Below are 26,183 nucleotides of genomic sequence, written 5' to 3' on the forward strand. Positions count from 1 at the left end.
TAAATTTACAGCTGTCAAAAATAAATTTAAAATTATGCCTACCGACTGTATCAGCTATCAAACTTCTGGATATTTCTCTAAATTGATACAAGATTATTTAGATCAAAAATCCGATTTAAAACCGCTGTACAACAATTTCCCAACATTGGAAAACTTCGAAAAGCAGATTGCTGAAAAAGCAGCTAATTTTGATAACAATAACCGAACTCCTTTGGTTACAACTTTAAAAAAGCAGTATCAGCATATTGAAATCTCAGATTCGACTAAACAAAATATTGAACTTTTAGCACTCGAAAATACCTTTACAATTACAACCGGGCATCAGTTAAATTTATTTAGCGGGCCTTTGTATTTCTTATATAAAATCATTTCGACTATTAATCTTACCAAAGAATTAAAATCGAAATATCCGTCGTATAATTTTGTTCCAATTTATTGGATGGCAACTGAAGACCATGATTTTGAAGAGATTAATTATTTTAATTTTAAAGGGAAGAAATTCAGATGGAATAAAGAAAGTAACGGTCCTGTTGGAAGACTTTCGACTGAAGGCCTTGCAGAATTCTTCGAAATTTACTCCTTAGAATTAGGATCTAATACAAACGCAAATACTTTAAAAAAGCTTTTTGAAGAGGCTTATTTAAAACACAATAATCTGGCCGATGCAACGCGTTTTCTGGCCAACAGCTTATTTGCTAATTATGGTTTAGTGATTTTAGATGCTGATGATGCTGATTTAAAACGTGCTTTTGTTCCGTATGCAAAAGAAGAATTAGAAAAACAGACTTCATACAAAGCCGTTCAGGAAACTATTGAAAAGCTAAAAGACTATACCGTTCAGGTGAATCCTCGTGAGATTAATTTATTTTATATTGAAGATAATCTGCGCGAAAGAATCATTTTTGAAGAAAATAAATACTTCGTAAATAACACGAAAATCTCATTTTCTAAAGAACAAATTCTATCTGAATTAGAAGATCATCCTGAGAAATTCAGTCCAAATGTAATTATGCGTCCGCTTTACCAGGAAATCATCCTTCCAAATTTATGTTATATTGGCGGAGGCGGAGAAATTGCGTACTGGCTGGAATTAAAATCTTTTTTTGATGCTGTAAAAATTACTTTTCCGATGATTTTGGTTCGAAACTCTGTTCTTTTAGCAACCGAAAAACAAGCCAAAAAAGCAGATCAGCTGCACTTAAGCTGGAAAGATCTTTTTAATAAACAAGAGAATTTAGTAAACGCGATTACACATAAAATTTCTGCTTTTCCAATTGATTTAACCCCTCAAAAAGAAATATTGAAAACCCAATTTCAATATCTTTACGAACTGGCAGATCAAACGGATAAATCTTTTTCAGGAGCTGTAAAAGCGCAGGAAGTTAAACAGACAAAAGGTCTTGAAAATTTAGAAAAGCGTCTATTAAAAGCTCAAAAAAGAAAACTAAGCGACCAATTACAGCGCGTTACCGATTTGCAGTGCGAATTGTTTCCAAACAACAGTCTGCAGGAACGTCAAAGCAATTTTTCTGAATTTTATCTGGAAAAAGGCGAACAATTAATCCCGCTTTTATTGCAAAAACTGAAACCTTTAGAAATGAATTTTAACATTATAACAATTTAAAAATACGACTGCGAATTACACTGATATACACTGATTTACAGAACCAAAAAGTAAAAAATAATTCGTGTAAATCCGTGTAATTCGTGGCTGAAAAAATAATAAGATAATAATTCCTGAGAATCAAATAACCACCTATCTTCTCAACATTATTATTTCAAACCAAATAGCGATTTTTAAAAATTATTAACTAACAATTTACCCAAAACCAATGGTAAAAGAACGCTTAATTTCGCTAGATGTCTTTCGCGGACTCACAATTTTATTAATGACAATCGTAAACAACCCCGGAGATTGGGGCAATGTTTATCCACCGTTATTACACGCCGAATGGCACGGCTGCACCCCAACTGATTTAGTATTTCCATTTTTTATTTTCATAATGGGAGTTGCTGTTCCGCTTGCAATGCCTGACAAGTTTTACGATGGCACCACTTTCAACAAAATTTTAGTTCGTTCTTTACGAATGCTTTGTTTAGGGATTTTCTTCAACTTTTTCGGAAAAATTCAGTTGTTTGGATTAGAAGGAATTCCACTTCTAATTGGCCGATTAATTATTACCATTGCGGCAGGTTATGCGTTAATGGGAAATTTCAGTTCAAAAGTCAAAAACATTTTAGCTTTTTCAATTCTATTTATTTATCTCTTTCTGGCTTACAGCGGTATCGAGGCCTACAGCGATGTAAGACTTCCGGGAGTTTTGCAGCGCATTGCCATTGTTTATTTTGTAGTTTCTTTATTGTATTTAAAAACATCTCAAAAAACACAAATCGCAACCGGAATCGTTTTATTGTTAGGATATTGGGCAGTAATGACTTTAATTCCCGTTCCTGGAATTGGAGAAGCAAACCTGGACAAAGGCACCAATTTAGCTTCGTGGCTGGACAGCGTTTTACTAAAAGGACACATGTACCGAGGCACCGTAACCTGGGATCCTGAAGGAGTTTTAAGCACCATTCCATCAATAGTAAACGGAATTATCGGTTTATTGATTGGTCAGGTTTTACAAGCTGATACCATCAAAATTCAAAAAGCACAGAGAATGGGTATTATAGGCACAATTCTTATCTTTTTCGGTTTAATTTGGGATATTGTATTTCCTATCAATAAATCACTTTGGACAAGCAGTTACGTTTTATACACAACAGGATTAGCAACCGTATTTCTTACTATTTTATATTACGTAATTGACATTGCAGATTATAAAAAAGGGTTTAAACCATTTTTAATCTGGGGTGTAAATCCAATGATTGTATTTTTTACTTCGCAGATAATTCCACAGGCTTTAGTAATGATTCAATTTAAAAATCCTAATAATCCCGAAGAGCAAATTAATCTTTTAAGTTATCTGTACAACTTTGGTATTGCGCCATTCTTCAGTAATCCAATGACCGCCTCTTTAGCCGGAGCATTGGTGTATGTTTGTATTTGGACATTTATTTTGTGGATATTCTACAGAAACAAATTAATATTCAAAGTATAAAGGATTTCACCACATAAGTAATATAAGTTCATTTTAGAAAGCAGCAAAAATACCAGAGCTGTCTTTCTGCCCAAAGTTATTTAAATGAACTTATATTACTTACATGGTTTATAAAAAAAAGATTTTCTTGGTCAAAACATCATTCTATCATGTTTTAATTAGGAATTTATTAAAATCAATTCATAAAAAAAGTCTACTTTTGCACAAAATTTAATAAAATAAAAAATGGCAACAAATAGAACTTTTACAATGATTAAGCCAGATGCTGTTGCAAACGGACACATCGGGAATATCTTAGCAATGATCACTAATGGTGGTTTCAAAATCGTTTCATTAAAATTAACTCAATTAACTGTAGCTGATGCAAAAGCATTTTACGCAGTTCACGCAGAAAGACCTTTCTACGGAGAATTAGTTGAATTCATGTCACGCGGACCAATTGTTGCTGCAATTTTAGAAAAAGAAAACGCAGTAGAAGATTTCAGAACTTTAATTGGAGCTACAAATCCAGCTGAAGCTGCTGAAGGAACTATTCGTAAAGCATACGCAACTTCTATTGGAGAAAATGCAGTTCACGGTTCTGACAGCGACGAAAACGCTGCTATCGAAAGTGCATTCCACTTTGCTGGAAGAGAGCAATTCTAAATTTTAGGTTTTCTTAGATTGTTAGAGTTTTAGACTAACCTGGATTTCTTAAAATCACAAAAGAAAAAACCCGTTTCAAATGAAACGGGTTTTTTATTATATAGATTAGGTCTCTGCTATTATATAACAATCTAAGAAGTCTAAGCTAGCCTAAAATCTAAGAAATTCTATCTCAATACCACATCCTTCACAACCTCACGCCCTAATTCTTCATTAATCATTTTAACGATTTTAGATTTTCCGTGGCTTAATTCTTCTCTTAAAACGGCTGAGCCAAGTTCAACATAAAGCGTACTCCCTTTTAAAACAACGTTTCTGGTGTATGTATTCACACCATTCCCCATTAATTGTCTCCAAGCCTCTTTTACATCAATTTGATCCATTCCCGGCTGTAATTTATTCACCTGAATGATCTGTTGCAAAACAGCCCCAATCGTACTTTCGTTATTTAGTCTTTTTGCCATCGTTTAAAATATTTATTGGTCCTGCTTTTTTATAATAATATTCCTTATTCTGATCATTTTTTACCACAAACTGTTCATCCGAAATCGAAATCAGTTCCTCACTCCATTTTGCATAATCAGTATTGTAATCCAGAAAAGTTCCTTTATCGGTAAATCGAACTGAAACATTTTCAAAAGTATCTGTTGTTAAAAAAGTTCCGTCCAGCTGGGCCATAACTTTCGTACGCGTTCCCTTCGTACCTTTAATTTTAAAAAAATCAAAGTTTTCATTCATTCCGTATGCTTTCTCCTCACCTTTATCAAAAACCACTTTTTCAATTTCCCAATAACCATTTAACTTTGCAACATCTGCCGGTTTTATTTCCTGTTTACAGCTTACAAACAAAAGCGATAAAACCAAAATCATAAAAGTGTTTTTCATAATAATTTATAATATTAGTAAGGAGCTGATCCTGCTGTCCGCTTTATCTTTTCCCGGCTAAAGAAGCCAGAAAAAGAATGCCGCTCCCATCAGGGCTAGGACTCCCGTTTTCAATAGAAATTTAGTGAATTACAAAGGTAAACTTATAAAATTAAAGTACCATTTATTAACTACGAAGAATTTAATTTAATATTGCAGAGAAAACTTTTTAAATCAACTGCCAGCCTTCTTTGATTAGAAAACTTTTACAATCTGGACAAAATTCTTTTTCTTCGTCCAGCGGATTTCCACCTTTGGCATCTCGCATTAAACAACTTTTTATGGCACAATGAGGCAGACCTGCCGTATGGCCTAATTCATGAAGCACAAGTTTATAAAACTGCTGATTTTTATTCTTTAAAGACAATCTAAAATCAGAAACTACACAAGCTTTACCTGGATTATATCCTAAACCCATGACGCCCCAATCTTTAATTCCTTTATACGTTGTACTGATATCCTGATTTGACAATCCCACAATTACAGAATCCCTGCCAATATTATTTTTAAGACTTTTAATAATACTATCAGCACGATATCTATTTCTTGGTTTATAAAATGAATTTTCAGGAAACGAGATACTAGGCCTTAAAACTACATTTGAATTTATAGTTTTTATTTCAGTCAGAACCTTATTGGCCTGCTCAGTTTTAAAATTACCCAAAGGCTGGATAACTATTACTTTTTGATTTGTTTTTTGAATTGTATTGCTGCTTTCTTTTTTTCCATTTGTACAAGAAATTATGATAAAGAGAAAAACAAGAAAAGAGTATTTCATAATCAAAAATGCAAATATTTTATTGTTTAGTGCGCAGTCTTTTAAGAACCCCCATAAAGAAGAAACCAATTCCAAGCACTAATAAAACATAATAAAAAGAAAGACTGCTGTCTCTTAAAACATTCGCTAGAACAAAACATATAACGCTGGCAAAATAAAAAGCAACAGCCGGTATATTTTTTAAAGAAGAAAAACTCATTATAAATTATTTAAAGAAACTATCAACGAATTCATATTTATTAAAGACTTGTAAATCTTCAATTCCTTCGCCGACACCAATATATTTTACAGGAATTTGAAACTGATCTGAAATACCAATTACAACACCGCCTTTTGCTGTTCCGTCTAATTTTGTAACTGCCAATGAAGTTACCTCTGTTGCTGCAGTAAATTGTTTTGCCTGTTCAAAAGCATTTTGCCCAGTAGAACCGTCTAAAACCAAAAGTACATCGTGCGGTGCATCGGCAACAACCTTTTGCATTACACGTTTTACTTTTGAAAGCTCGTTCATCAAATTGATTTTATTATGCAGACGTCCTGCAGTATCAATAATAACCACATCTGCATTTTGAGCCACAGCAGATTGCAAAGTATCAAACGCTACAGAAGCAGGGTCACTTCCCATATTTTGTCTTACGATTGGTACATCTACACGATCTGCCCACACTTGCAGTTGATCAATTGCAGCGGCACGAAAGGTATCAGCAGCTCCTAAAACCACTTTATAACCCGCTTTTTTAAACTGATAAGCCAATTTACCAATCGTGGTAGTTTTTCCAACTCCATTAACTCCAACCACCATTAAAACATAGGGCTTTTTATCCTTAGGAATATCAAATTCAGTTGCCTCACCTGTATTGGTTTCAGATAATAATCCGCCAATTTCATCGCGAAGAATCTGGTTTAGTTCTTCTGTTCCTAAATATTTATCTTCGGCTACACGTTTTTCGATTCTTTGGATAATTTTCAACGTTGTATTTACCCCAACATCAGAAGCTACCAAAACTTCTTCAAGATTATCTAAAACATCGTCATCGACTTTAGATTTTCCTGCAACAGCTTTGCTTAACTTAGAGAAAAAAGTAGTTTTTGTTTTTTCAAGACCTTTATCTAAAGTCTCTTTTTTTTCGGTAGAGAATAATTTTTTAAAAAAACTCATTTTTTATTTATTGTTAGTTTTAGACTGGTTCTTAAGAATTTAGAAACAATCCTGATGTTTATAGAATGTCCTCTGTGTTTAATTTTAACCCCGACAGGATCGATATCCTTTGCCTGGCTTCTTTAGACAGGTAAAGATAAAGAGTATGGCGGGAACAAATGTTTAAAAAAAACACAAATTGTTTGGTTTCTACAAAATTTTAAACAAATATAAAAAATAAAAAAGCTACTTCCGAATGAAAGTAGCTTTTCTATATATTGTAAATGTAATTATTTCTTTTTCAAGAAATTATCAACTTCTTCAGGAGCCATAATAGATTCTACGAATGTATATGCACCAGTTTTAGGAGATTTTACCATTTTGATGGCTTTTGATAATCTCTTAGAAGATGTTTGTAACGATGCTACGGTTTTCTTTGCCATGATTCAAATGTTATTTGAAGTTTTTTATAAAACTCTAAATGGCAAAACCATTTGAGATTTACAAAAATCTCTAATTATTACTTAATTTCTTTGTGAACAGTTACACGTTTCAAGATTGGATTAAATTTTTTAATCTCTAATCTGTCTGGAGTATTTTTTTTGTTCTTAGTTGTAATATATCTAGAAGTTCCTGGAACACCAGAAGTCTTGTGCTCAGTACATTCTAAAATTACTTGGATTCTATTACCTTTCTTTGCCATCTTGCTATATATTTATTTAGGAAAAGATTATTTGATAAATCCTTCTGACTGCGCTTTTTTCAAAACAGCAGTGATTCCATTTTTATTAATTGTTTTTATCGTAGATGCTGCTACTCTAAGAGTAATCCATCTATCTTCTTCTGGAAGATAAAAACGCTTTTTAACTAAGTTTACAGAAAACTTTCTCTTAGTTTTGTTCATAGCGTGAGAAACGTTATTTCCTACCATCGCTCTTTTACCTGTAAGGTCACAAACTCTTGACATTATACTTATCTTTTATCGTTATTCAAAATCAGGGTGCAAAGAAAAGAAAAATAAACCATTGTAGCAAAAAATTATTGCACAATTTTTAAAATTTCTTTTTGTAATATTTCTAAACTCTTAATCGTCGCTCTATCTATCACTTTTTCACGTGGTTGGCCAAAGTTAAATTCTTCGACTATTACTCCCTCCGGTGTAGCCAAAGCGATAAAAACAGCACCAATCTCAGCATTTGAGTCTCCTTTTAATGGTCCGGCGTTGCCGGTTGTCGCAATTGCATAGTCAGTTTTGAGTATCGCTTTCACATTCAAAGCCATAGCCGATGCAACCTGTGCACTTACCACCGAAAATTCGTCGACTAAATCCTGCGAAACCCCAAGAACATTCACTTTCGCTTCAGTTGCATACGAAACAACACTTCCTTTAAAATATTTTGAAGCTCCGGGAATAGCCGAAATTAGCGATGCAATTTTACCTCCGGTAAAACTTTCGGCTGTCGAAATAGTTTTATTTTGTTTAGCAAGCAGTTTCCCTACCACAGACTCAATCGTTTCATTTTCTTCATAACCAACTATAATATCATGAATTATAGCATCTAATGACTGCACGTTTTCTTCGATTGCTTTTTCCAGCTCCTCTTTATTAGCTCCTCGAGCTGTTAAACGCAGACGAACTCTTCCGGGATTTGGCAGATAGGCAAGCTTAATAAATTCCGGCAGATTGTTTTCCCACGTTTCAATACGTTCTGCAACTAAACTCTCGCCCTGACCATAGGTTAAAATGGTTTTATGAATGATATACGGACGCTTATATTCTTTTACAATTTTGGGAATTATCTCATTTTCGACCAGATATTTCATTTCGTACGGAACTCCCGGCAGAGAAACAAACACGGTATTTTCTTTTTTCATCCACATACCCGGAGCAGTTCCCATTTTGTTGTGTAAAACGGTACATTTTGACGGAACAAGTGCCTGATCTTTATTCAATTGTGAAATTGGCCTTTTGTAAAACCCTTCAATTAATTCAGTAACGTGTGCCAAAACTTCCGGATTCACCACCAGCTCATCATCAAAGTAATCGCAGAATGTTTTTTTAGTCACATCATCTTTTGTGGGCCCCAGACCTCCGGTTACAATTACAACATCAACTTTGTTTTGTAATTGGGCAAATGTGTTTAAAATATGCTGTTTATCATCACTTATTGAAATCATTTCATAAGTTTCAACACCAATTCGATCCAGCTCTTTTGCTATAAAATTAGAATTTGTGTCTACAATTTGACCAATTAAAATTTCATCTCCAATGGTAACTATTGTTGCTTTCATATCAATAAAATATTTTTACTTACAGTATTAGTAAGTCTATTATGAAGTAGGATTGCGGAAATGATTTGAAGCAGGGAAATAAAAGATACTTCCTTATATTCACGAAATAAAGCCTAAAAATAAAGAGAAGAATAATCCCCCTTGTTTTTTACTAAACAAACAAGGGAGCTTAATTTTTACAAATCAAAATCTTTTTTGATTTCTTTAATTGCATCTTTTACCTGCACTTTTATACTTTTAAAAGTCTCGATAATATCTTTTTTCTTCCCTTCTGCTTTTGTCCAGGCTTCAACCTGCAGAATTTCTTCAAAAGCAACGTTCAAGCCCATTAAATCTAACGTAGGTTTAATTTTATGCGCATAAGAATAAGCATATTTATGATCCTTTTTTTTAATTCCTTCTTTGATTTGTTTTAAATCTTCAGGAACTTCCGTAACAAATAATTTTAGAATTTCGTTTACAAATTCAGGGTCATTATCTGAAAGTGCATACACTTTCGAAAGGTTGTACTTTAAAGCCATTATTTTACTTGTATTCTGAATAATTTTTTATCTTCTAAAAAGCCTTCTAAAATATCATTAGGCTTAACCGATGCAACACCTGCCGGTGTTCCTGTAAAAATAATATCTCCGATTTTTAATGTAAAAAACTGCGATACATAAGAAACCAGTTCATCTATCTTCCAAAGCATAAAGCTTGTATTTCCTTTTTGAACTGTTTCTGCATTATTTTTGAGCTCAAACGTAAGATTTTCTAGCGAAACAAAATCACTTTTTGGTAAAAAATCTCCAATTACCGCAGAACCATCAAATGCTTTTGCTTTTTCCCAAGGCAGTCCTTTTGCTTTTAATTTATCTTGTAAATCTCTGGCAGTAAAATCAATACCTACACTAATCTCTTCATAATATTTGTGCGCAAATTTTGGGTCAATATATTTTCCGACTTTATTAATTTTCACAATTATTTCTAATTCGTGATGAACTTCCTGTGAAAATTCAGGAATTACAAACGGATGCTGTTTCAATAAAACCGCTGAATCCGGCTTCATAAAAACGACAGGCTCGTCCGGGCGTTCATTTTTTAATTCTTCGATATGATTGGTATAATTTCTACCGATGCAGATGATTTTCATTTTTTCTAAGGTTCTAAGATTCTAAGGTTCTAAGGCACTAAGAAAGCTATGCAAAAAAACTTAGCACCTTAGAACCTTAGAAACTCAGTACCTTTATTTTGTGTTTAATTTTCTTAACTTAATTCCTGTCAAAACTTTCTTTGTATATAGCGGAAAATCGGCGTTCTGAATCCAGCTGAAATAACCCGGTTCTGCTTCTAACACTTTTTCAACTTTTGCACCTTTGTGTTTTCCAAAAGTAAAAATCTCTTCGTCATCTTTATCAAAAGCAATCATTCCGGCAAAATCGGCGATTTTTTTACGGGTAGTGAATTCAGACAATGATTTCATATCGTTTTCCAGTTCCGGATAACGATCTAACTGTGCTTTTAAAATTTCGTAAGTTGCCATTGTATCTGCTTCTGCAGAGTGCGCATTTTCAAGACTTTTTCCGCAGTAGAATTTCAAAGCTGCACTTAATGTTCGCTCTTCCATTTTATGAAAAATAGTCTGAACATCTACAGAAACCTTATTTTTCATATCAAAATCAACTCCGGCACGAAGCAGTTCTTCTGCCAGTAAAGGAATATCAAAACGATCTGAATTAAATCCTCCCAAATCACTGTCTTTAATCATATTATGAATAAGAGGCGCCAATTCTGTAAAAGTGGGCTCATTAGCTACTTTTTCATCTGTAATACCATGAACAGCTGTAGTTTGCGGAGGAATTGGAATTGTTGGATTAACCAGCCAGGTTTTACTTTCTTTATTTCCGTTTGGGAAAACTTTAAAAATCGAAATCTCTACAATTCGATCTTTACCAATATCAATTCCAGTTGTTTCAAGATCAAAAAAGCAGATTGGTTTGTTAAGTTTTAATTCCATTTTTAATTTTTATAAGATTACAAATGTAATTTTTAAAGCCGAATTTTCCGCCCCTAATTTTACTTTTTTTGTTCAAAATAAGTCTAAATTTCCGATTTTAACGTTTAAAATCACTCCAAAACAATATTGCAGGAAATTATTTTTTAGATTTTTACTGCAAACGAAAAAACCGGAAACTTTTTAAAATTTCCGGTTTTTTGAATTTATTTATGAATCGATTAGAAATCTCTGTCTACATCAAAAGCTTCTAAATATTCTGCTACTCTTTTTACAAAACTTCCTCCTAATGCACCATCTACAACTCTGTGATCATAAGAGTGAGACAAGAACATTTTTTGACGGATTCCGATGAAATCACCTTCCGGAGTTTCAATTACAGCAGGCACCTTACGAATCGCTCCAAGTGCTAAAATTCCAACTTGAGGCTGATTGATAATTGGTGTTCCAAAAACGCTTCCAAAAGTTCCCACATTCGTAACTGTATAAGTTCCGCCTTGTGTATCGTCTGGTTTCAATTTTCCTGCTTTAGCACGGTTTCCTAAATCGTTCACCGCTTTTGCCATTCCAACCAGGTTTAACTGATCTGCATTTTTAATTACAGGAACAATTAAATTTCCGTTTGGTAATGCAGCCGCCATTCCTAAGTTGATATTCTTCTTTTTAATGATATAATCACCATCAACAGAGATATTCATTCCCGGGAAATCTTTTAAAGCTTTTGCAACTGCCTCCATCATAATTGGTGTAAAAGTCAGCTTCTCGCCTTCTCTTTTTTCAAAAGCCGTTTTAACTTTATCTCTCCATTTTACAATGTTTGTTACATCAACTTCAATAAACGATTGTACGTGAGCCGAAGTCTGTACAGAAGCTGTCATATAACCTGAAATCAGCTTACGCATTCTGTCCATTTCAATAATTTCATCACCACCATTTACAGAAACAGGAACTGCCTGCTGGCTTTTTTGAACCACTGGCTCTACCTTTGGAGCCTGAACTACAGCTTTTGGAGTTTCTTGAACTGCTTTTGATGCTTGAACAACACCAGATTTGCGGTCTTCAATATATTTTAAGATATCGTCTTTTGTTACTCGGCCGTCTTTTCCTGAACCCTGAATATTATCTAGTTCAGCTACAGAAACACCTTCTTCTTTTGCAATATTTTTTACTAAAGGAGAAAAGAATTTATCAGATCCTGCAAAATCCTGAGGAGCCAAAATATCTTCTTTTACGGTTTCTATTGTCTGCTCGATTACGGCAGCTTCTGCAGGTGCTTCAGCTTCTACAGCCTGACTTGCATCTGCCTGGGGCGCATCACCTTCTGTTTCGATAATTGCAATAGTCTGCCCAACCTGAACTAAATCATCTTTGCCAAATAATTGCTCAACTAAAATTCCTGATACTTCGCTAGGCACTTCACTATCAACTTTATCAGTTGCGATTTCGAGTACAGCTTCATCAGCTTCAATTTTGTCTCCAACTTCTTTCAACCAGTTTGTAATGGTTGCTTCAGCGACGCTCTCTCCCATTTTAGGAAGCTTTAATTCAAATCTTGCCATATTGTTATTCTAAAGGGTGATTTTGATTTTCAGATTGCGAAATTACTGAAATTTTTAAATATAAATTACACTTAATATAATTTTTTACTCAATTTTCACGATTTGCCCCCTGTCATTTCTTGAATTACTTCCAATAATAAAATTGGTGTTTTTGGGGAAAATCTTAAAAGTAATGTTCTTATCTTTAAGAGTTTCTATGATATTGATACATTTTTTGAATGAAACATACTGATTATCCAAAATTATCTCTGTCTTTTTACCCTTTAAAATCAGGCACGAATTTACCATTTTTTCTTTTTTGAATTCTAAAAAACTAACTTTATTTTCTAAAATCGAAGCCAATTTTTCCGACAAATTCTCATTTTTGGAGTAAAAAAAATAACTTTCCGGCAATGGTTTCTCTTTTGGTTTTCCCTGAAACATTTTCACAAAAGAAAAAAACCAGGTTCCTGCCTGAATAAAAAAACTAAAAAACCATGATTTCCTGAAATGTTTTTGGTAGAAAAAATTCATTGCATCCTGAAATCTTTTCATATATAGTTGATCCTTAACCGTACTTTCTCCTTTGTAATGCAAAACAGTGGTTTCGTGAAAATAATAGTTCTCTTTTTGCAGCAACAGTGCACGATAAGATAAATCAATATCATCTGCATACATAAAACAGTTTTCATCAAAACCATTTAATGTTTGATACAAATCTTTTTTCAAAAACATAAATGCCCCCACCAGAATCTCTACTTCACCAGTTTGGTTTTCATTTAAATGCTGAGCATAATACCGGTTAAAAAGTCTGGATTTTGGAAATACTTTGTACAACCCGAAGATTTTGGTAAAAGCAACCCAGGGCGTTGGAATGCCTCGTTTACTCTCGGGAAGAAAATTCCCTGTTCCGTCAATTAATTTACAGCCAATGATTCCAAGATCCTGTTTTCCTTCGGCGAAAGCCAAAATCTTTGTAAAAGTATCGTGGGCAACAATTGTATCAGGATTTAAAATGCAGATATATTTTCCATTTGCTTGTTGAACGCCGATATTATTTCCTTTTGGGAAGCCAAAATTATTTGGATTTTGAATGAGTTTTACTTCTGGAAATCTAGTTTTCATCATCAGACAACTGTCGTCAGACGAATTATTATCAATCACAATAATTTCGGCATCAAGCCCAACAATTGCTTCCTGAACACTTAAAACGCATTGTTCCAGAAAGTAACGCACATTATAATTAAGGATGACAATCGATAATTGCATGAAAAAATTGGAAATTGATTTTTGGGGAAGTTAGAAATTTTCGGCCAAACCTAACCGCAAAGACCAGTCGTTTTTACTAATTCCGTAATCGAGAACAAGATTACTGTTATTTTTTTTATTCCATTTAATGCGCAATCCTGTTCCAATGGCTGGATTCCATCTTTTAAAATCATAAGTATCCAGCTTTGAAACCGAAGAAATATTGCTGAAAAATACTGCGCCCCAGAATCCGTTTTTTGAAATATCGGTTCGATATTCGGCTTCAAAATAAATAAGCGCATTACTGCGGAATCTGTTTCGGGTAAAACCTCGTCCGGTTTTTCCGTCGCGGTCCCAGCCAATACTCGGCAGGTCTAAGTAATGAGGTTTTCCTCCAAAAGTAGACCAATAAAAAGCTCTGTAGGCCAAAACCCGATGTTTGTATTTATGGAAAGAATGGTATTTTCGGGCATCAAAATAAATAGAATTCCATTTTCTGCCATCAACACCACTGGTATTTATACGATAATCTGCTTCGACATATAAACCTTGTTCTGGATTTACGTTGTTTTCCCTCGAATCATAAAGCCCCTGAATGGCAACCCCAAAAGAAGTTTCGTCTGAAAAATCTCCATTCATATATTTAAAATAATCTGTTTCGTCATCAATATAGGAGTCTTCAGAAATATTTTGATAATTATCAAACAACAACCCTAATCCCATTCTGTAATTGCCTATTATTTTTCGGGTGGCAAATTGGTAAAAACGCCATTGCTGATAATCTAAAGTCGACATTTTATCTGTATTATGACCACCCAGCCCGTAAGTATCCTGAGGATAAATCATATAACGATAATCGCCGATAAGATTCCAGTGATTGTCTTTTGTATAAATATAGGATTGAATTGGAAAAACATACTGCTTGGTAAAACTAAAATAGGGCGAAAAGGTAATCTGAGACATTTTTGTCGAATTCGTATCGCCAAGATAAAAAGAGGTTAAAAATGAAACTACCAAACCCGCATTTTTATTAGCATCTATAGGAACCGGAAGTAAAGAAAATGCAATTTTTTTATCCTGATTTTTTCTTAAAGTGTCGTTTTTATGAAAAAGTTTAATCAAAACATCCAGAATATCTCTTTTATTAGTTGAAACAGAATCGTTCTGGCAATAGCTGATGTGCACTAGAAAAAAGAAAAATAAAATATATCGAAATTTTACATTTTTCATAACATAAGCTTTTCAGAAACAACTTCTTACAAATTTAAAATTTTATTCAGAATAGACGTTCTTTTAAATTAATAAAAAAGAAAAATCTATCTTTGAATTGAACAAAACTTCCTTTTCAATGAAAGCAGCCTCATTCTCTTTAATTGGTTTTCTTATTTTTCTGTTTGCGTCGTTAAGCTTCGCTTCTGCAGAGCAACTTTTAAATGCAAATATTGATCTTGTAAAAATTTCTACCTGGTATATTGCCGGTCCAGCCAACGAAAACAAGGAAACGATTAATTTAATTCGAAAGGAAAAAGGTGTAATAAAAATTACTGCTAAAGATAATCCGACTGGAGAAATCGAACTGAATGTCATGGTTAAAGAATCAGATTCTAATGATGGCAAACCAGTAAATTTATCCAAATATTCAAAATACCTCAGCATTACCTACAAATCATCGCATCTTATAAAATTACAGGCACGAGAAGGAAACGCAGACGGAACAGGATGTGTTCACGGCGGTTCGCATCCAAGAGTTGATTTACCTGTTTCGGCTAAAAAATTCTCAACAATAAAAATTCCATGGACAGCTTTCAAACAAGATGGAAATCCAAACGGAAAAACACTAAACATCCATAATCTCTGCAAGTTTAATTTCGTGAATTACAATCCGGTTTCAGGAGCTTTTTTGGAAATAAAATCTGTTGTTATTGAATAGTGATCAGTCACAGTCTTCAGTCGCAGTTACAGTTTACTGTTACAACCTGCAGTGCATTTAACTGAAAACTGCAGCTGAAAATTGAGACTATTATAAATGCAATTGAATTTTAAATCTGTTAAAAATTTTCATGACATACAGCATGATGATCGAGAATACTAATGCCCAGAGAATTCCAGGAACGCCTTCTCTAAAATATCCCGGAATGATATGAATATTAAAAGCTTTACAGAAATAGTAAATAACGCCCGGCAAAATATAAATCAAAAGCGGATTCGCCGCTGCAGGCATAAAAAAATCACTCCATTTGGTTTGTTTTTTAACTTCCATCAGCCAATACAAAAAGTAAAATAGAACTGTACAAATTCCGGCTGATAACATTGTCCAGGATGGAGTTCCATGTATTTTTGAAATTCCGAAATAGGGACGAAGAAAAAATCCAACGGCAAAAAACAAAACGATAAATCCTATTACCGGCCAATTGATTTTATTTTCGATTTTTCGATCAAAAAACAATAAAGAAATTATAATTCCGGAAGCAACTAATGACGCATGAGTTAAATGCCCTGCAATAAAACCTAACCATTCCGGCAAAACCAAACCTTCTGTTAAATTAGCTGTATTTGCAATTACACAAACTACAAGAAAAGCGATCATTGCCCATAATCTTCCCGAAACCAGCCAGTAATAAATTACAGAAATAAGATAAGCCCAGCCAATTAAACCCAGAATTCCCCACCATTTTGGCGTGATTCCTATTTCGCCGGTTTCTTCCTGAACGTATAAAAAATAAAGCGCTATTAAAACCAGCATACCGCCATATTGAAGTATGTATTTTAATAAAACTGAAAAGTCTTTCGGATATTTATTCCAGATAGGAATGGGCATGGAGTAAGCCAAAAGTCCCCAAAAAGCAGGAGCAATTATCATTTTTGAAGCATCGTAACCGTATTCGGCGTTTACCATATAAACTCCAATTATTATTAAGGCCAACGCACGTTTTAAGGTATGTGTCCAGATTACTTTTGGAGTGTCGCCTTTTATTAATCTGGCATTAAAAGCAAACGGAACTGACATTCCAACTATAAACAAAAAAGCAGGAAAAACTAAATCTACAAAGGTCATAGCATCAGCATCTGCAGGCATGTGTTTCATCCACTGGGGCACATTTTGGATACTTGCCAATTCATTTACAAATATCATTACAAAAATGGTAATTCCGCGTAAAGCGTCAATCGAAATAATCCTTTGATTATATAAATTCTCTTTAATTTTCATAAAATATTACTTTTTTATCAAATATAACATAATTATAAAAAGCTGGTTACATTGTTACATTTTTTTATTTTGAAGTAATCTTTTACCACGTTAAATAAAAACAAGATCAATTCTTTACTTTTGCACGCATGTTATCATTCTTTAAATCAAAACCATTTTTAAAAGATCTTTTGGCGGGGGATTATGTCGATATTCATTCGCATTTGCTTCCCGGAATTGACGATGGCGCCAAGACCATTAAAAAAACAGCAAAATTAGCAAAGGAGTTTCAGGACTTGGGAATTTCCCAGTTTGTTACCACGCCGCATATCAGTCATTATGTCTGGAACAATTCTGAGCAGGATATTTTGAGTAAATTAAGTGAAACACAGTTTTTATTGAAAGAAGAAAACATCAATCTTCCGTTTAAAGCTGCTGCCGAATATTTTATAGATGACTGGTTTGAAAATCATCTAAAAACCAAAAATCTTTTAACCTTAAAGGACAATTATATTTTAGTTGAAATCTCTTATTTAAGTCCTCCATTCAATTTATATAAAATCATTTTTGATATACAACTTGCCGGCTATATTCCTGTTTTGGCGCATCCGGAGAGGTATTTGTATTTTCACAAAAATTTTACTGAATACGAAAAATTAAAAAAAGCAGGCTGTTTATTTCAACTCAATTTATTAGCCGTGGTTGGGTACTATGGAGGCGAAATCTCTAAAACTGCCGAACTTTTACTAAAAAAGGGAATGTATGATTTTACCGGAACGGATGTCCATCATAACAACCACATTGAATCTTTACATCAAAAAATTAAAATAGACGAAACTAATTTAAAAGAAGTTATTGCCAACAATCAGTTTTTTAAATTTTAAAACCTAATAGGCATTTTCTTCGCCTTTAAGTATGTTAATTACTGTTCGTACAATTATTTTAATATCAAGAAGTAAACTCCAGTTTTCGATATACCAAATATCATACTCTACTCTATTTTCCATATCTATAAGTTCTTTTGTTTCGCCGCGATAACCATTTACTTGTGCCCAGCCGGTTATTCCGGGTTTTGCAAATTGACGCACTAAGTAGTTATTAATCAATTCGCTGTATTCTTTTGCCAGATTTACCATGTGAGGTCTTGGCCCAACAACCGACATATCCCCCCAGAAAACATTAAAAAATTGAGGCAGTTCGTCTATACTCGTTTTGCGCATAAAAGCGCCAAACTTGGTGATACGGCTATCTCCTTTTCCGGCTTGTTTGTTATCTGCGAGATCATTAATGTGCATACTTCTAAATTTCAGACACATAAAAGGCCTGTTGTCACGTCCTGCCCGTTTTTGTTTAAAGAAAACCGGACCAGGCGATTCTACTTTAATAAGCAGCATAACAATTGGAAACAGCCACGGGAAAATCAATAAAATTACGAGAGCCGAAAAGCAGACATCAAATGCTTTTTTGATCAGTTTGTTTACAGCAAATTCTAATGGCTCGCGGCGAAGCATTAATACCGGAGTATTTTCATAAAAAGTAATTTCGACTTTACTTGATTTTGTATACAGTTGAAAATCGGGAATAAATTTTATCCTAACCATATTTTGATCGCAAATTTTCACGAGTTTATTTATAATTTGGATATTATCTATGTGCAGGGCAACATACATTTCATCGACTTCTTGCTTTATAATAAAATCCTCAATTTCATCAAAGCCCCCCAGAATCTGATCTGAAAAAACAGAATCCCCTTTTTCATCAAAAAAACCTAAAAATTTATACCCGTAAGTCAAATCTTTGGCCAGAATCTTTCGCATTCTTTCGCCCGTTTCATTGGCTCCCACGATAATTATTTTTCTAAAATTATAGCCTTTTGACCTGATTTCTTTTAGAAGTTTCATTGATATATAACGTGAAATCAACAATATAACAAAGAAGAAAAAGTAAAAATACAGCAAGCGAAGCCTTGAAATATCTGCGAATTTTAAATAAACAACAAAAATAGAAACCAAAGAAGCATGTATAAGAAGTTTTCTAATGGTTCGTGCCAATATCGACTCTATACGTTCTATTCTAATCATTCGGTAAGAATCCTTATTTAAAAGCAAACCTACCCAAATTAAATTGGCCAGCAGCGAAACTGTTTTTTCTTCTTTTATCAAAAGCTCGTCTAAACTTCCAAATCTGGCCAAAGCCGAAAGAACTATCGCAGTATTTAACAAAATCACATCCCAGCAAACAAATAACAGCTTGAAATAACGGGACATTCTAAAACGTGATAACTCTTCTAAAATTTTCATATTTGAGGTTCAACTTAAATCTTAAACTTGCGGCTGCAAATTAACATTTTAATTATATTAAAAATCTTATTTTTTCTATTCTTTTAAAATTTACTTTTACCTTAACTAAAATTTAAAGTTGAACAAATGCTGCGGATCCTATTATTTTTTCTTTTATCCATCCTTTCTACCCAGGCACAAATTTCTGGCTGTACAGATCCGCTTTCTAAAAACTACAATCCAAATGCGGCACAAAACGACGGAAGCTGTGTTTATAAAAGCCTGAAAATAAAACCTGAATACTCGATAAAACTAAGTGATTCTATAAAAGAAACTTCAGGCTTAATCGCGTTTGATAATTTATTATGGACGCATAATGACGATCACGATAAAACTATTTACGGATTGGATTCATTAGGAAAAATTAAAAAGAAAATTGTTCTTGATGAAGTTACAAATCACGATTGGGAAGAGATTTCACAAGATAGTTCTTTCCTATATATTGGAGATTTTGGCAATAATGCACACGGCAACAGAACAGATTTAAATATCTTAAAAATCGAAAAAAAGTCATTCCTGGAAGACAACCCTATTGTGGAGAAAATTTTATTTAAATACTCTGATCAAGCCGATTTTTCGGCACAAAAACCCAATACAGCCAATTTTGACTGTGAGGCTTTTATTGTTTCCAGAGACAGCATTTATTTATTTACCAAGCAATGGAGATCATCTCAAACTAATATTTATGTTTTACCAAATCAACCCGGAAATCATATCGCTCAATTAAAAGGTACATTAGACACAAAAGGTTTGGTAACGGGTGCCTTCTATCTTGAAGAAAAGAAAATTGTTGTTCTTTGCGGTTATTCAAAAACCGGAAAAACATTTTTATATCTTTTATACGATTTTAAAAACAATGATTTCTTATCAGGCAATAAACGAAAAATTGACCTTAAACTTCCTTTTCACCAAATAGAAGGGATCACCTCAAAAGATGGACTACATTATTTCATTACCAATGAATCCTTAGTAAGAAAACCAATTTTGAATACGCCGCAGCAAATTCATTATTTAAATTTGAGTTTGATTTTAAGCCAATATCTTAATCGACAATAATATTTTTGTTTCTGGCTCCCATTATCAAAAGCCACAAGCAGGTTCCAATTTCGCCAAGGCTTGCAGGAAGCCGCACGTACGAAGATATTCCGAGTTGGGCATAATTTGAAAATAATGCATTTCCGAAGAAATTAATCAAATAACTAAAACATCCCAACATTAATAAAATGCCTAAGAATTTGGGAATTATTCCGGATTTAAAAACCAAATATCCAAAAGGGAACAACCAAAGCCCCCAGAAAACCTGAACAATTAAATTTCCGAAATCATATTGATTCAAATAAAACATTACATCGTCTTTGTGCTGTTCGCCGGAATTGATAATAGAAAGTGCCGCAAATTTATTCAGCATGTTTAGAAAAGAAATCGGCACGCTTACAATAGCCAGGACGACCATGTATAGGGCATAGGTTTTTTGGAAAGATTTAAGCAGTTTGTATAAAACCAAAGGCAGAAACAAAAAGAAAGTATAACAAATTAAACCACCCACAATACCAAGCCTAAAAAGGAACTCAGCGTTTATGATATTAGTAAAAGTCGCTGATGGATTATCCCAAACAATTAATTTTGAAGGAACATATCCTAAACTAAAAATTCCGGTTATTACAACTACTAAATATAATAAACCAGCAAGTCTTCCTGTATTTCTAAACGAAATTTTTGATTCTTCAGTCATGTTTTTTTATCTTTTAATTTAAACTTGTCTCGGCCATTTAATCGCATACCAAACAATTGCGGCCGTAAGTATACTTTCTATGAATGCCAGAAAAACATAAAAACTCCACCAAAGCGATACGGTCGTAAAAGCAATCAGGAGCATTATAGCTGTATAAATAATTCCGAAAATAATATTGAGCCATCTGTTTATTTTGGGTTCCAGAATAACCGATGCAAAAATCATTAAAGCCGGAATGGCCATCAAAACTGTGGCAAGAAATAGTTTTACGGGCGAATCAAGAAGCGTTTCACCGCTTATAAAATCCTGAACTTTTTTAGGCACATAAAGCGAAAAATAATCTCCGTATATATAACAAAACATAACAGAAGTCCATAATGCTGAAAGTTTTATTTTGGTATTTACTTTAAAATCTTCAAAGCTTTCATTATTTTTCTCTTGTGTTCTCATATCTAAGGAATTAAATTCTTAAATATGTCGAAGAATATCTTAAAATGTTACAATTGGTTTACAATTCATTTTATTGTACAAACATTAATTCTCTTTTCTGTTAATCAGGAAAAAACAGCTCGAAAAGGGTTCGTTTTTTTTCTCTCATCCAAAAACCTATCTTTGCGAAATCTTATTAGAATTTTTAATTAATAAAAACTGATTTTTCAGTTAGAAATCTTCATGAATTACTTATCTGTAGAAAATATATCAAAGTCATTTGGCGAAAGAGTCCTTTTTGACAACATTTCTTTTGGAATCAACAAAGACCAAAAAATCGCTTTTATTGCCAAAAATGGTTCAGGAAAAACGACCATTATGAGCATCATAAATGGTTTGGATGAGCCGGATACCGGACAAGTTGTTTTGAGAAAAGGAATCAGAATGGCGTTTCTTTCACAAGACAATAATTTACAAGATGAGCTTACCATTGAAGAAAGCATTTTCGCATCTGATAATGAAACGCTTAAAATTATTGAAGCTTACGAAAAAGCATTAGAAAATCCAGATGATGAAGAAGCATACCAAAAGGCTTTTGACGGAATGGATCAGCACAATGCGTGGGATTTTGAAACGCAGTACAAGCAAATTCTTTTTAAGTTAAAACTGGAAGACTTTAAACTTAAAGTAAAAAATCTTTCGGGAGGGCAAAAAAAGCGTCTTTCACTAGCTATCATCTTAATTAATCGTCCTGATTTATTGATTCTCGATGAGCCGACCAACCATTTAGATCTTGAAATGATCGAATGGCTTGAAAGTTATTTTGCCAAAGAAAACATCACTTTGTTTATGGTAACGCACGACCGTTTCTTTCTGGAGCGTGTGTGCAACGAAATTATCGAATTAGACAACGGAAAATTATACCAATACAAAGGAAATTACTCGTATTATTTAGAGAAAAAAGAAGAGCGAATTACTTCTGAAAACTCAAGTATTGACAAAGCCAAAAACTTATTCGTAAAGGAATTAGAATGGATGCGCCGCCAGCCAAAAGCGAGAACAACCAAATCGAAATCGCGTCAGGATGACTTTTATGTAATTAAGGAAAAAGCACAAAGCCGACGAAAAGAAAACAAAGTAGAGCTTGAAATTAACATGGAAAGAATGGGAAGCAAAATTATTGAGCTTCACAAACTTTCTAAGAAATTCAAAGACAAAGTTATTCTGGACAATTTTAGTTTTGATTTTCAGCGTGGCGAACGAATTGGAATTATTGGTAAAAACGGAACTGGAAAATCTACTTTCTTAAATCTGCTTACCGGAACAATTCCGCCAGATAACGGGCGCGTTGTTAAAGGAGATACGATTAAAATTGGTTATTATACACAATCTGGAATTAATCCGAAACCGGGACAGCGTGTTATTGATATTATTAAAGAATACGGAGAATATATTCCGCTTGCAAAGGGAAAAATCATTTCGGCGTCGCAATTGTTGGAGCGTTTTCTTTTTGATGCAAAAAAACAATACGATTATGTTGAAAAATTAAGCGGAGGCGAATTAAAACGTTTGTATTTATGTACCGTTTTAATTCAAAACCCGAACTTTTTGATTCTCGATGAGCCTACAAACGATTTGGATATTGTAACACTTAACGTACTCGAGAGTTTCCTTTTAGATTATCCTGGATGCTTATTGGTAGTTTCACACGACCGTTATTTTATGGACAAAATTGTCGATCATTTATTCGTTTTTAGAGGAAACGGAGAAATCGAGAATTTTCCAGGAAACTATTCTGATTTCCGTGCTTATGAAGACAGTGCCGATGTAGCTCAGAAAGAAGAAAATAAAGCCGAAAAGAAAGACTGGAAACAAAATAATCCAACTGGAAATCTAAGCTTTAACGAGCAAAAAGAATATCAAAAAATAGAAAGGGAAATTAAAGATTTAGAAATCGAAAAAACTAAAATCGAACAATTATTCTCTGACGGAAAAGTTGCCGATGCTGATATCGAGAAAAAAGCAAATGAACTGCAAAATATCATAAATAAAATAGACGCAAAAGAAGAACGCTGGTTTGAACTTTCGGCTAAAATTGAGGGATAATTTCAGTTTTTAGTCTCAGTTTTCAGTTTCAGTCTCAGTTTTCTATTTTCGATTAAAAGTAGTAATTTTCTTTCTTTTTAGTTATTTTTGTGAAAAATAAAAAATGGATTTTAAAGAATTACTGGCCTATAAAAAGTCATTTGAACTGGCGATGGAAATTTTTGAAATTTCGAAAACATTTCCAAGAGAAGAAACTTATTCATTAACTGATCAAATTCGTCGTTCCTCAAGAAGCGTTACTGCAAACATTGCAGAATCTTACAGAAAGAGAAGATATGTAAATCATTTTATAAGCAAATTAACAGATAGTGATGCTGAAAACTCAGAAACAAATACCTGGCTGGAATTTTCTTTAAAATGCAAATACATAAGTCAAGAATGTTTTGACAAACTAAACATTAAAAGTGTCGAAATTGGAAAACTAATTAATTACATGATTAATAATCCAAGTAAATTCGGTTGCAATTAAAGGCAAAGACTGAAAAGCGACTGTGACTGAAAACTAATTTTATTTATATTTGGCCGAAGTTATGTGCAAAGACTGAAAACTGCGACTGCGACTGAAAACTAATTTTACAAAAAACAGATATGAAACACCTTTTAGCATCATTATTAGCATTGACATTATTTATTTCTTGTTCAAAAGACGACAAAGTCAAAGATTATACGGAACAAAATGAAAAAGAGATTGTCGATTATTTAGCTAAAAATAATTTAACAGCGCAAAGAACTGCTTCTGGTTTATATTACATCATCACAAAAGAAGGTGAAGGAGAAGAAAAACCTACAATAAAATCGACTGTAACTGTAAAATATACTGGAACTTTCACAGACGGAAAGCCTTTTGATCAAAGTACGGATCCTGTATCGTTTCCTTTAAGCAGACTTATTCCAGGCTGGAAAGAAGGAATTCCTCTTTTAAAAGCCGGAGGCGAATGTATGCTTTTTGTTCCTTCTCATTTAGGATATGGAAGCACTGGTAACCAAAACATTCCTGGAGGAGCTGTACTTGTATTTAATATCACATTAGTTTCTTTTAATTAAGATTATTCTATTCTCAAAATTCAGCATGCTCTTTCAAATCAAATCTTATTTAAAATTTCTTTGGAATTCTAAAAACGAACACGGCGTTCACTCTCCGTTTGTTTTTAGTTTACTAACCAAATGTTTCTACGATAAGAAACCGAAACCAGAATATCAAATCTTAAAGAATTATAGAAAATCACTTCTTGAAAATAAAAATTTCATTGAAGTAACGGATTTTGGTGCAGGCTCAAAAGTATTTAAATCAAACCGAAGACAGATTTCTAAAATCGCATCAACAGCAGGAATTTCTCCCAAACGTGCCGAATTGTTATTTCGCGTTACCCATTATTTTCAGCCAAAAAACATTCTGGAAATAGGAACATCATTAGGTTTGGCCACTTCTGCCCTGGCCCTTGGGAACACAAAAGCAAAAGTAATTACTTTAGAAGGATGCCCGCAAACGGCAGATCAATGTCAATTACAATTGCAAAAATTCAATCTTAACAATGTAGATTCTGTTATAACTGAATTTGAGAGTTATCTGCAGGACGTCAAACTGAGACTGAATGCTGAGACTGAAAACTTCGATTTAATATATTTCGACGGCAATCATTCAAAAAAAGCGACTTTAGCTTATTTTGAACTTTTACTGCCAACAATCAACAACGATTCGGTTTGGATTTTTGACGATATCCATTGGTCTCCAGAAATGGAAGAAGCCTGGGAGATTATAAAAAATCATCCAAAAGTAAAAGTCACCATCGACACTTTTCAATGGGGATTTGTATTTTTTAGATACGAGCAGGAAAAAGAACATTTTATAATTAGGACATAAAAAAAGACGATCATTTCTGATCGTCTTTTTTATTTCAATTATTTAACAATTATTTTTTAGCGTCTTTATTTTCTTCAGATTTAGCACCCATTCTGTTAACAGTATACATTGGTGCAAATTTGATTTTTAAACCGGCAATTTTTCTGTTATCCTCAGCAGTAAGACCTTCTTTTTCAACTGTGTTTTTACGGCTGTCAAGGGCTTCATACATCAATTTAACTTCATCCCAGTCTTCTCTTGAATATTTATCTTTATTATCTTCAACAGTATGAACGAATTGTTGGTAAACACTGTGAATATTTTTAGCATTAACCCAGTCAAAGTTCATATCGTCGCCAATTTTTCCTTCACCAAACAAGGCGTTTCTTAATTGTTGTTTCGGACTCGGAGCTGGAGGGGCAAAAACGGTGGTCATTTCATTTTTAAACTCTTCATATTTAGTTTTGCTCGTATTTATTTTTTCAGTCGCTGCGGTATTATCTTTAAGATCAGCTAAAGCTGCTTCAGCTTCTGCGGCTCTTCTGTCATATTCAGCATCTACAGCTTTCCAATCTGCTTTCAAATCATCTGCTGCAACATTTTTTACTGAATCAACGTAGGCTACATAAGAGTCGATTTTTTTCTGAGCATTTTCTTGTTTTTCATCTTTACACGATGTAAAACCTAATGCAATTATAGCAGCTCCGAACAATATTTGTATGTTTTTCATAATAATTATCTTTTAAAAGTTATAAGACAAATATAGTTAAAAAATTAAATAATCATAAATTATTTTCAAAAAATTAATATTTAAAATAAATATTTTTCATTTAAAATTAAAAAATATGATAATTATATAAATTTATAAAATAATGATATAACAACTTTTA

The 26,183-nt window shown here is 33.3% G+C and carries 30 protein-coding genes; 10 read left to right on the forward strand and 20 right to left on the reverse strand.

Annotated elements, in window-relative coordinates; genetic code table 11:
- Positions 1 to 34: 34 nt before the first annotated feature.
- The 3 genes from bshC to BKM63_RS00925 all read left to right on the forward strand — a co-directional run bounded on the left by bshC (position 35) and on the right by BKM63_RS00925 (position 3,749).
- Positions 35 to 1,624: a bacillithiol biosynthesis cysteine-adding enzyme BshC gene (bshC, locus tag BKM63_RS00915; RefSeq protein WP_071634810.1), complete on the forward strand. Its 1,590-nt coding sequence runs from the start codon at positions 35 to 37 to the stop codon at positions 1,622 to 1,624.
- 208 nt (positions 1,625 to 1,832) lie between these two features.
- Complete coding sequence (locus BKM63_RS00920; protein ID WP_071634811.1) at positions 1,833 to 3,104, forward strand: acyltransferase family protein; 1,272 nt, start codon at positions 1,833 to 1,835, stop codon at positions 3,102 to 3,104.
- A 225-nt stretch (positions 3,105 to 3,329) separates the two neighbouring features.
- Positions 3,330 to 3,749 (forward strand): nucleoside-diphosphate kinase, encoded by a 420-nt coding sequence (locus BKM63_RS00925; RefSeq protein ID WP_071634812.1) that lies wholly within the window; start codon positions 3,330 to 3,332, stop codon positions 3,747 to 3,749.
- 167 nt (positions 3,750 to 3,916) lie between these two features.
- Here the strand turns inward: BKM63_RS00925 and BKM63_RS00930 are convergent, their stop codons facing one another.
- The 15 genes from BKM63_RS00930 to BKM63_RS01000 all read right to left on the reverse strand — a co-directional run bounded on the left by BKM63_RS00930 (position 3,917) and on the right by BKM63_RS01000 (position 14,890).
- A complete protein-coding gene (locus BKM63_RS00930; protein WP_071634813.1) occupies positions 3,917 to 4,213 on the reverse strand; it encodes a DUF721 domain-containing protein in 297 nt (98 codons plus the stop codon).
- The gene (locus tag BKM63_RS00935; RefSeq protein WP_071634814.1) at positions 4,194 to 4,634 is read right to left on the reverse strand and encodes a hypothetical protein; all 441 of its coding nucleotides are present in this window, start codon (positions 4,632 to 4,634) and stop codon (positions 4,194 to 4,196) included. Before BKM63_RS00935 ends, BKM63_RS00930 begins: the two co-directional genes overlap by 20 nt.
- Positions 4,635 to 4,842: 208 nt before the next feature.
- A complete protein-coding gene (locus BKM63_RS00940) occupies positions 4,843 to 5,451 on the reverse strand; it encodes a Zn-dependent protease (protein ID WP_071634815.1) in 609 nt (202 codons plus the stop codon).
- 19 nt (positions 5,452 to 5,470) lie between these two features.
- Positions 5,471 to 5,650: a hypothetical protein gene (locus tag BKM63_RS00945; protein WP_071634816.1), complete on the reverse strand. Its 180-nt coding sequence runs from the start codon at positions 5,648 to 5,650 to the stop codon at positions 5,471 to 5,473.
- A gap of 6 nt (positions 5,651 to 5,656) precedes the next feature.
- Positions 5,657 to 6,610: a signal recognition particle-docking protein FtsY gene (gene ftsY / locus BKM63_RS00950; protein WP_071634817.1), complete on the reverse strand. Its 954-nt coding sequence runs from the start codon at positions 6,608 to 6,610 to the stop codon at positions 5,657 to 5,659.
- A gap of 269 nt (positions 6,611 to 6,879) precedes the next feature.
- Positions 6,880 to 7,032 (reverse strand): DUF4295 domain-containing protein, encoded by a 153-nt coding sequence (locus BKM63_RS00955; RefSeq protein ID WP_071634818.1) that lies wholly within the window; start codon positions 7,030 to 7,032, stop codon positions 6,880 to 6,882.
- A gap of 77 nt (positions 7,033 to 7,109) precedes the next feature.
- On the reverse strand, positions 7,110 to 7,292 hold the full coding sequence (gene rpmG / locus BKM63_RS00960; RefSeq protein ID WP_008253902.1) for a 50S ribosomal protein L33: 183 nt from the start codon (positions 7,290 to 7,292) through the stop codon (positions 7,110 to 7,112).
- A 27-nt stretch (positions 7,293 to 7,319) separates the two neighbouring features.
- Positions 7,320 to 7,556: a 50S ribosomal protein L28 gene (gene rpmB, locus BKM63_RS00965; protein ID WP_008468080.1), complete on the reverse strand. Its 237-nt coding sequence runs from the start codon at positions 7,554 to 7,556 to the stop codon at positions 7,320 to 7,322.
- A gap of 71 nt (positions 7,557 to 7,627) precedes the next feature.
- Positions 7,628 to 8,881, reverse strand: a complete 1,254-nt coding sequence (locus tag BKM63_RS00970; RefSeq protein WP_071634819.1) for a CinA family nicotinamide mononucleotide deamidase-related protein — start codon at positions 8,879 to 8,881, stop codon at positions 7,628 to 7,630.
- A gap of 176 nt (positions 8,882 to 9,057) precedes the next feature.
- The gene (locus BKM63_RS00975; RefSeq protein WP_012026948.1) at positions 9,058 to 9,402 is read right to left on the reverse strand and encodes an Hpt domain-containing protein; all 345 of its coding nucleotides are present in this window, start codon (positions 9,400 to 9,402) and stop codon (positions 9,058 to 9,060) included.
- Entirely contained in the window at positions 9,402 to 10,013 is a 612-nt protein-coding gene (locus tag BKM63_RS00980; RefSeq protein WP_071634820.1) for a fumarylacetoacetate hydrolase family protein, read from the reverse strand. Before BKM63_RS00980 ends, BKM63_RS00975 begins: the two co-directional genes overlap by 1 nt.
- Before the next feature lie 93 nt (positions 10,014 to 10,106).
- On the reverse strand, positions 10,107 to 10,877 hold the full coding sequence (locus BKM63_RS00985) for a 3'-5' exonuclease (RefSeq protein ID WP_071634821.1): 771 nt from the start codon (positions 10,875 to 10,877) through the stop codon (positions 10,107 to 10,109).
- A gap of 218 nt (positions 10,878 to 11,095) precedes the next feature.
- Positions 11,096 to 12,433 (reverse strand): dihydrolipoamide acetyltransferase family protein, encoded by a 1,338-nt coding sequence (locus tag BKM63_RS00990; protein WP_071634822.1) that lies wholly within the window; start codon positions 12,431 to 12,433, stop codon positions 11,096 to 11,098.
- A gap of 84 nt (positions 12,434 to 12,517) precedes the next feature.
- Positions 12,518 to 13,681, reverse strand: a complete 1,164-nt coding sequence (locus tag BKM63_RS00995; RefSeq protein WP_071634823.1) for a glycosyltransferase family 2 protein — start codon at positions 13,679 to 13,681, stop codon at positions 12,518 to 12,520.
- Between the two features lie 30 nt (positions 13,682 to 13,711).
- Positions 13,712 to 14,890, reverse strand: a complete 1,179-nt coding sequence (locus BKM63_RS01000; protein ID WP_242661074.1) for a hypothetical protein — start codon at positions 14,888 to 14,890, stop codon at positions 13,712 to 13,714.
- Between the two features lie 118 nt (positions 14,891 to 15,008).
- Here BKM63_RS01000 and BKM63_RS01005 point away from each other — a divergent pair, with 118 nt between their 5' ends.
- A complete protein-coding gene (locus tag BKM63_RS01005) occupies positions 15,009 to 15,590 on the forward strand; it encodes a hypothetical protein (RefSeq protein WP_071634824.1) in 582 nt (193 codons plus the stop codon).
- A 90-nt stretch (positions 15,591 to 15,680) separates the two neighbouring features.
- On the opposite strand, the gene BKM63_RS01010 is transcribed toward BKM63_RS01005, so the two are convergent.
- Positions 15,681 to 16,868: a DUF5009 domain-containing protein gene (locus BKM63_RS01010; RefSeq protein ID WP_071634825.1), complete on the reverse strand. Its 1,188-nt coding sequence runs from the start codon at positions 16,866 to 16,868 to the stop codon at positions 15,681 to 15,683.
- Between the two features lie 128 nt (positions 16,869 to 16,996).
- Between BKM63_RS01010 and BKM63_RS01015 the strand changes: the two genes are divergently transcribed.
- Complete coding sequence (locus BKM63_RS01015) at positions 16,997 to 17,731, forward strand: tyrosine-protein phosphatase (RefSeq protein ID WP_071634826.1); 735 nt, start codon at positions 16,997 to 16,999, stop codon at positions 17,729 to 17,731.
- Positions 17,732 to 17,734: 3 nt separating this feature from the next.
- Here the strand turns inward: BKM63_RS01015 and BKM63_RS01020 are convergent, their stop codons facing one another.
- Entirely contained in the window at positions 17,735 to 19,147 is a 1,413-nt protein-coding gene (locus BKM63_RS01020; protein ID WP_083572152.1) for an undecaprenyl-phosphate glucose phosphotransferase, read from the reverse strand.
- A gap of 126 nt (positions 19,148 to 19,273) precedes the next feature.
- On the opposite strand from BKM63_RS01020, the gene BKM63_RS01025 reads away from it, so the two are divergent.
- Positions 19,274 to 20,242 carry a hypothetical protein gene (locus tag BKM63_RS01025; RefSeq protein WP_071634827.1) on the forward strand — a complete coding sequence of 323 codons (969 nt, stop codon included), beginning with the start codon at positions 19,274 to 19,276 and terminating at the stop codon, positions 20,240 to 20,242.
- Here BKM63_RS01025 and BKM63_RS01030 read toward each other — a convergent pair.
- Positions 20,229 to 20,918, reverse strand: a complete 690-nt coding sequence (locus tag BKM63_RS01030; RefSeq protein ID WP_071634828.1) for a DUF4386 domain-containing protein — start codon at positions 20,916 to 20,918, stop codon at positions 20,229 to 20,231. The genes BKM63_RS01025 and BKM63_RS01030 overlap by 14 nt on opposite strands.
- An 18-nt stretch (positions 20,919 to 20,936) precedes the next feature.
- Positions 20,937 to 21,368 carry a DUF6326 family protein gene (locus BKM63_RS01035; protein WP_071634829.1) on the reverse strand — a complete coding sequence of 144 codons (432 nt, stop codon included), beginning with the start codon at positions 21,366 to 21,368 and terminating at the stop codon, positions 20,937 to 20,939.
- 222 nt (positions 21,369 to 21,590) lie between these two features.
- Between BKM63_RS01035 and BKM63_RS01040 the strand changes: the two genes are divergently transcribed.
- The 4 genes from BKM63_RS01040 to BKM63_RS01055 all read left to right on the forward strand — a co-directional run bounded on the left by BKM63_RS01040 (position 21,591) and on the right by BKM63_RS01055 (position 25,314).
- The gene (locus BKM63_RS01040; protein ID WP_071634830.1) at positions 21,591 to 23,453 is read left to right on the forward strand and encodes an ABC-F family ATP-binding cassette domain-containing protein; all 1,863 of its coding nucleotides are present in this window, start codon (positions 21,591 to 21,593) and stop codon (positions 23,451 to 23,453) included.
- Between the two features lie 103 nt (positions 23,454 to 23,556).
- Positions 23,557 to 23,922, forward strand: coding sequence for a four helix bundle protein (locus tag BKM63_RS01045; RefSeq protein ID WP_071634831.1), 366 nt, complete (start codon positions 23,557 to 23,559; stop codon positions 23,920 to 23,922).
- 119 nt (positions 23,923 to 24,041) lie between these two features.
- Positions 24,042 to 24,497 carry an FKBP-type peptidyl-prolyl cis-trans isomerase gene (locus BKM63_RS01050; protein ID WP_071634832.1) on the forward strand — a complete coding sequence of 152 codons (456 nt, stop codon included), beginning with the start codon at positions 24,042 to 24,044 and terminating at the stop codon, positions 24,495 to 24,497.
- Between the two features lie 25 nt (positions 24,498 to 24,522).
- Complete coding sequence (locus BKM63_RS01055; protein ID WP_071634833.1) at positions 24,523 to 25,314, forward strand: O-methyltransferase; 792 nt, start codon at positions 24,523 to 24,525, stop codon at positions 25,312 to 25,314.
- Between the two features lie 49 nt (positions 25,315 to 25,363).
- Here BKM63_RS01055 and BKM63_RS01060 read toward each other — a convergent pair whose 3' ends face one another.
- Entirely contained in the window at positions 25,364 to 26,023 is a 660-nt protein-coding gene (locus tag BKM63_RS01060) for a DUF6565 domain-containing protein (RefSeq protein ID WP_071634834.1), read from the reverse strand.
- Positions 26,024 to 26,183: the final 160 nt, after the last annotated feature.

The organism is Flavobacterium johnsoniae (assembly GCF_001879205.1).
Classification (GTDB): Bacteria; Bacteroidota; Bacteroidia; order Flavobacteriales; family Flavobacteriaceae; genus Flavobacterium; species Flavobacterium johnsoniae_A.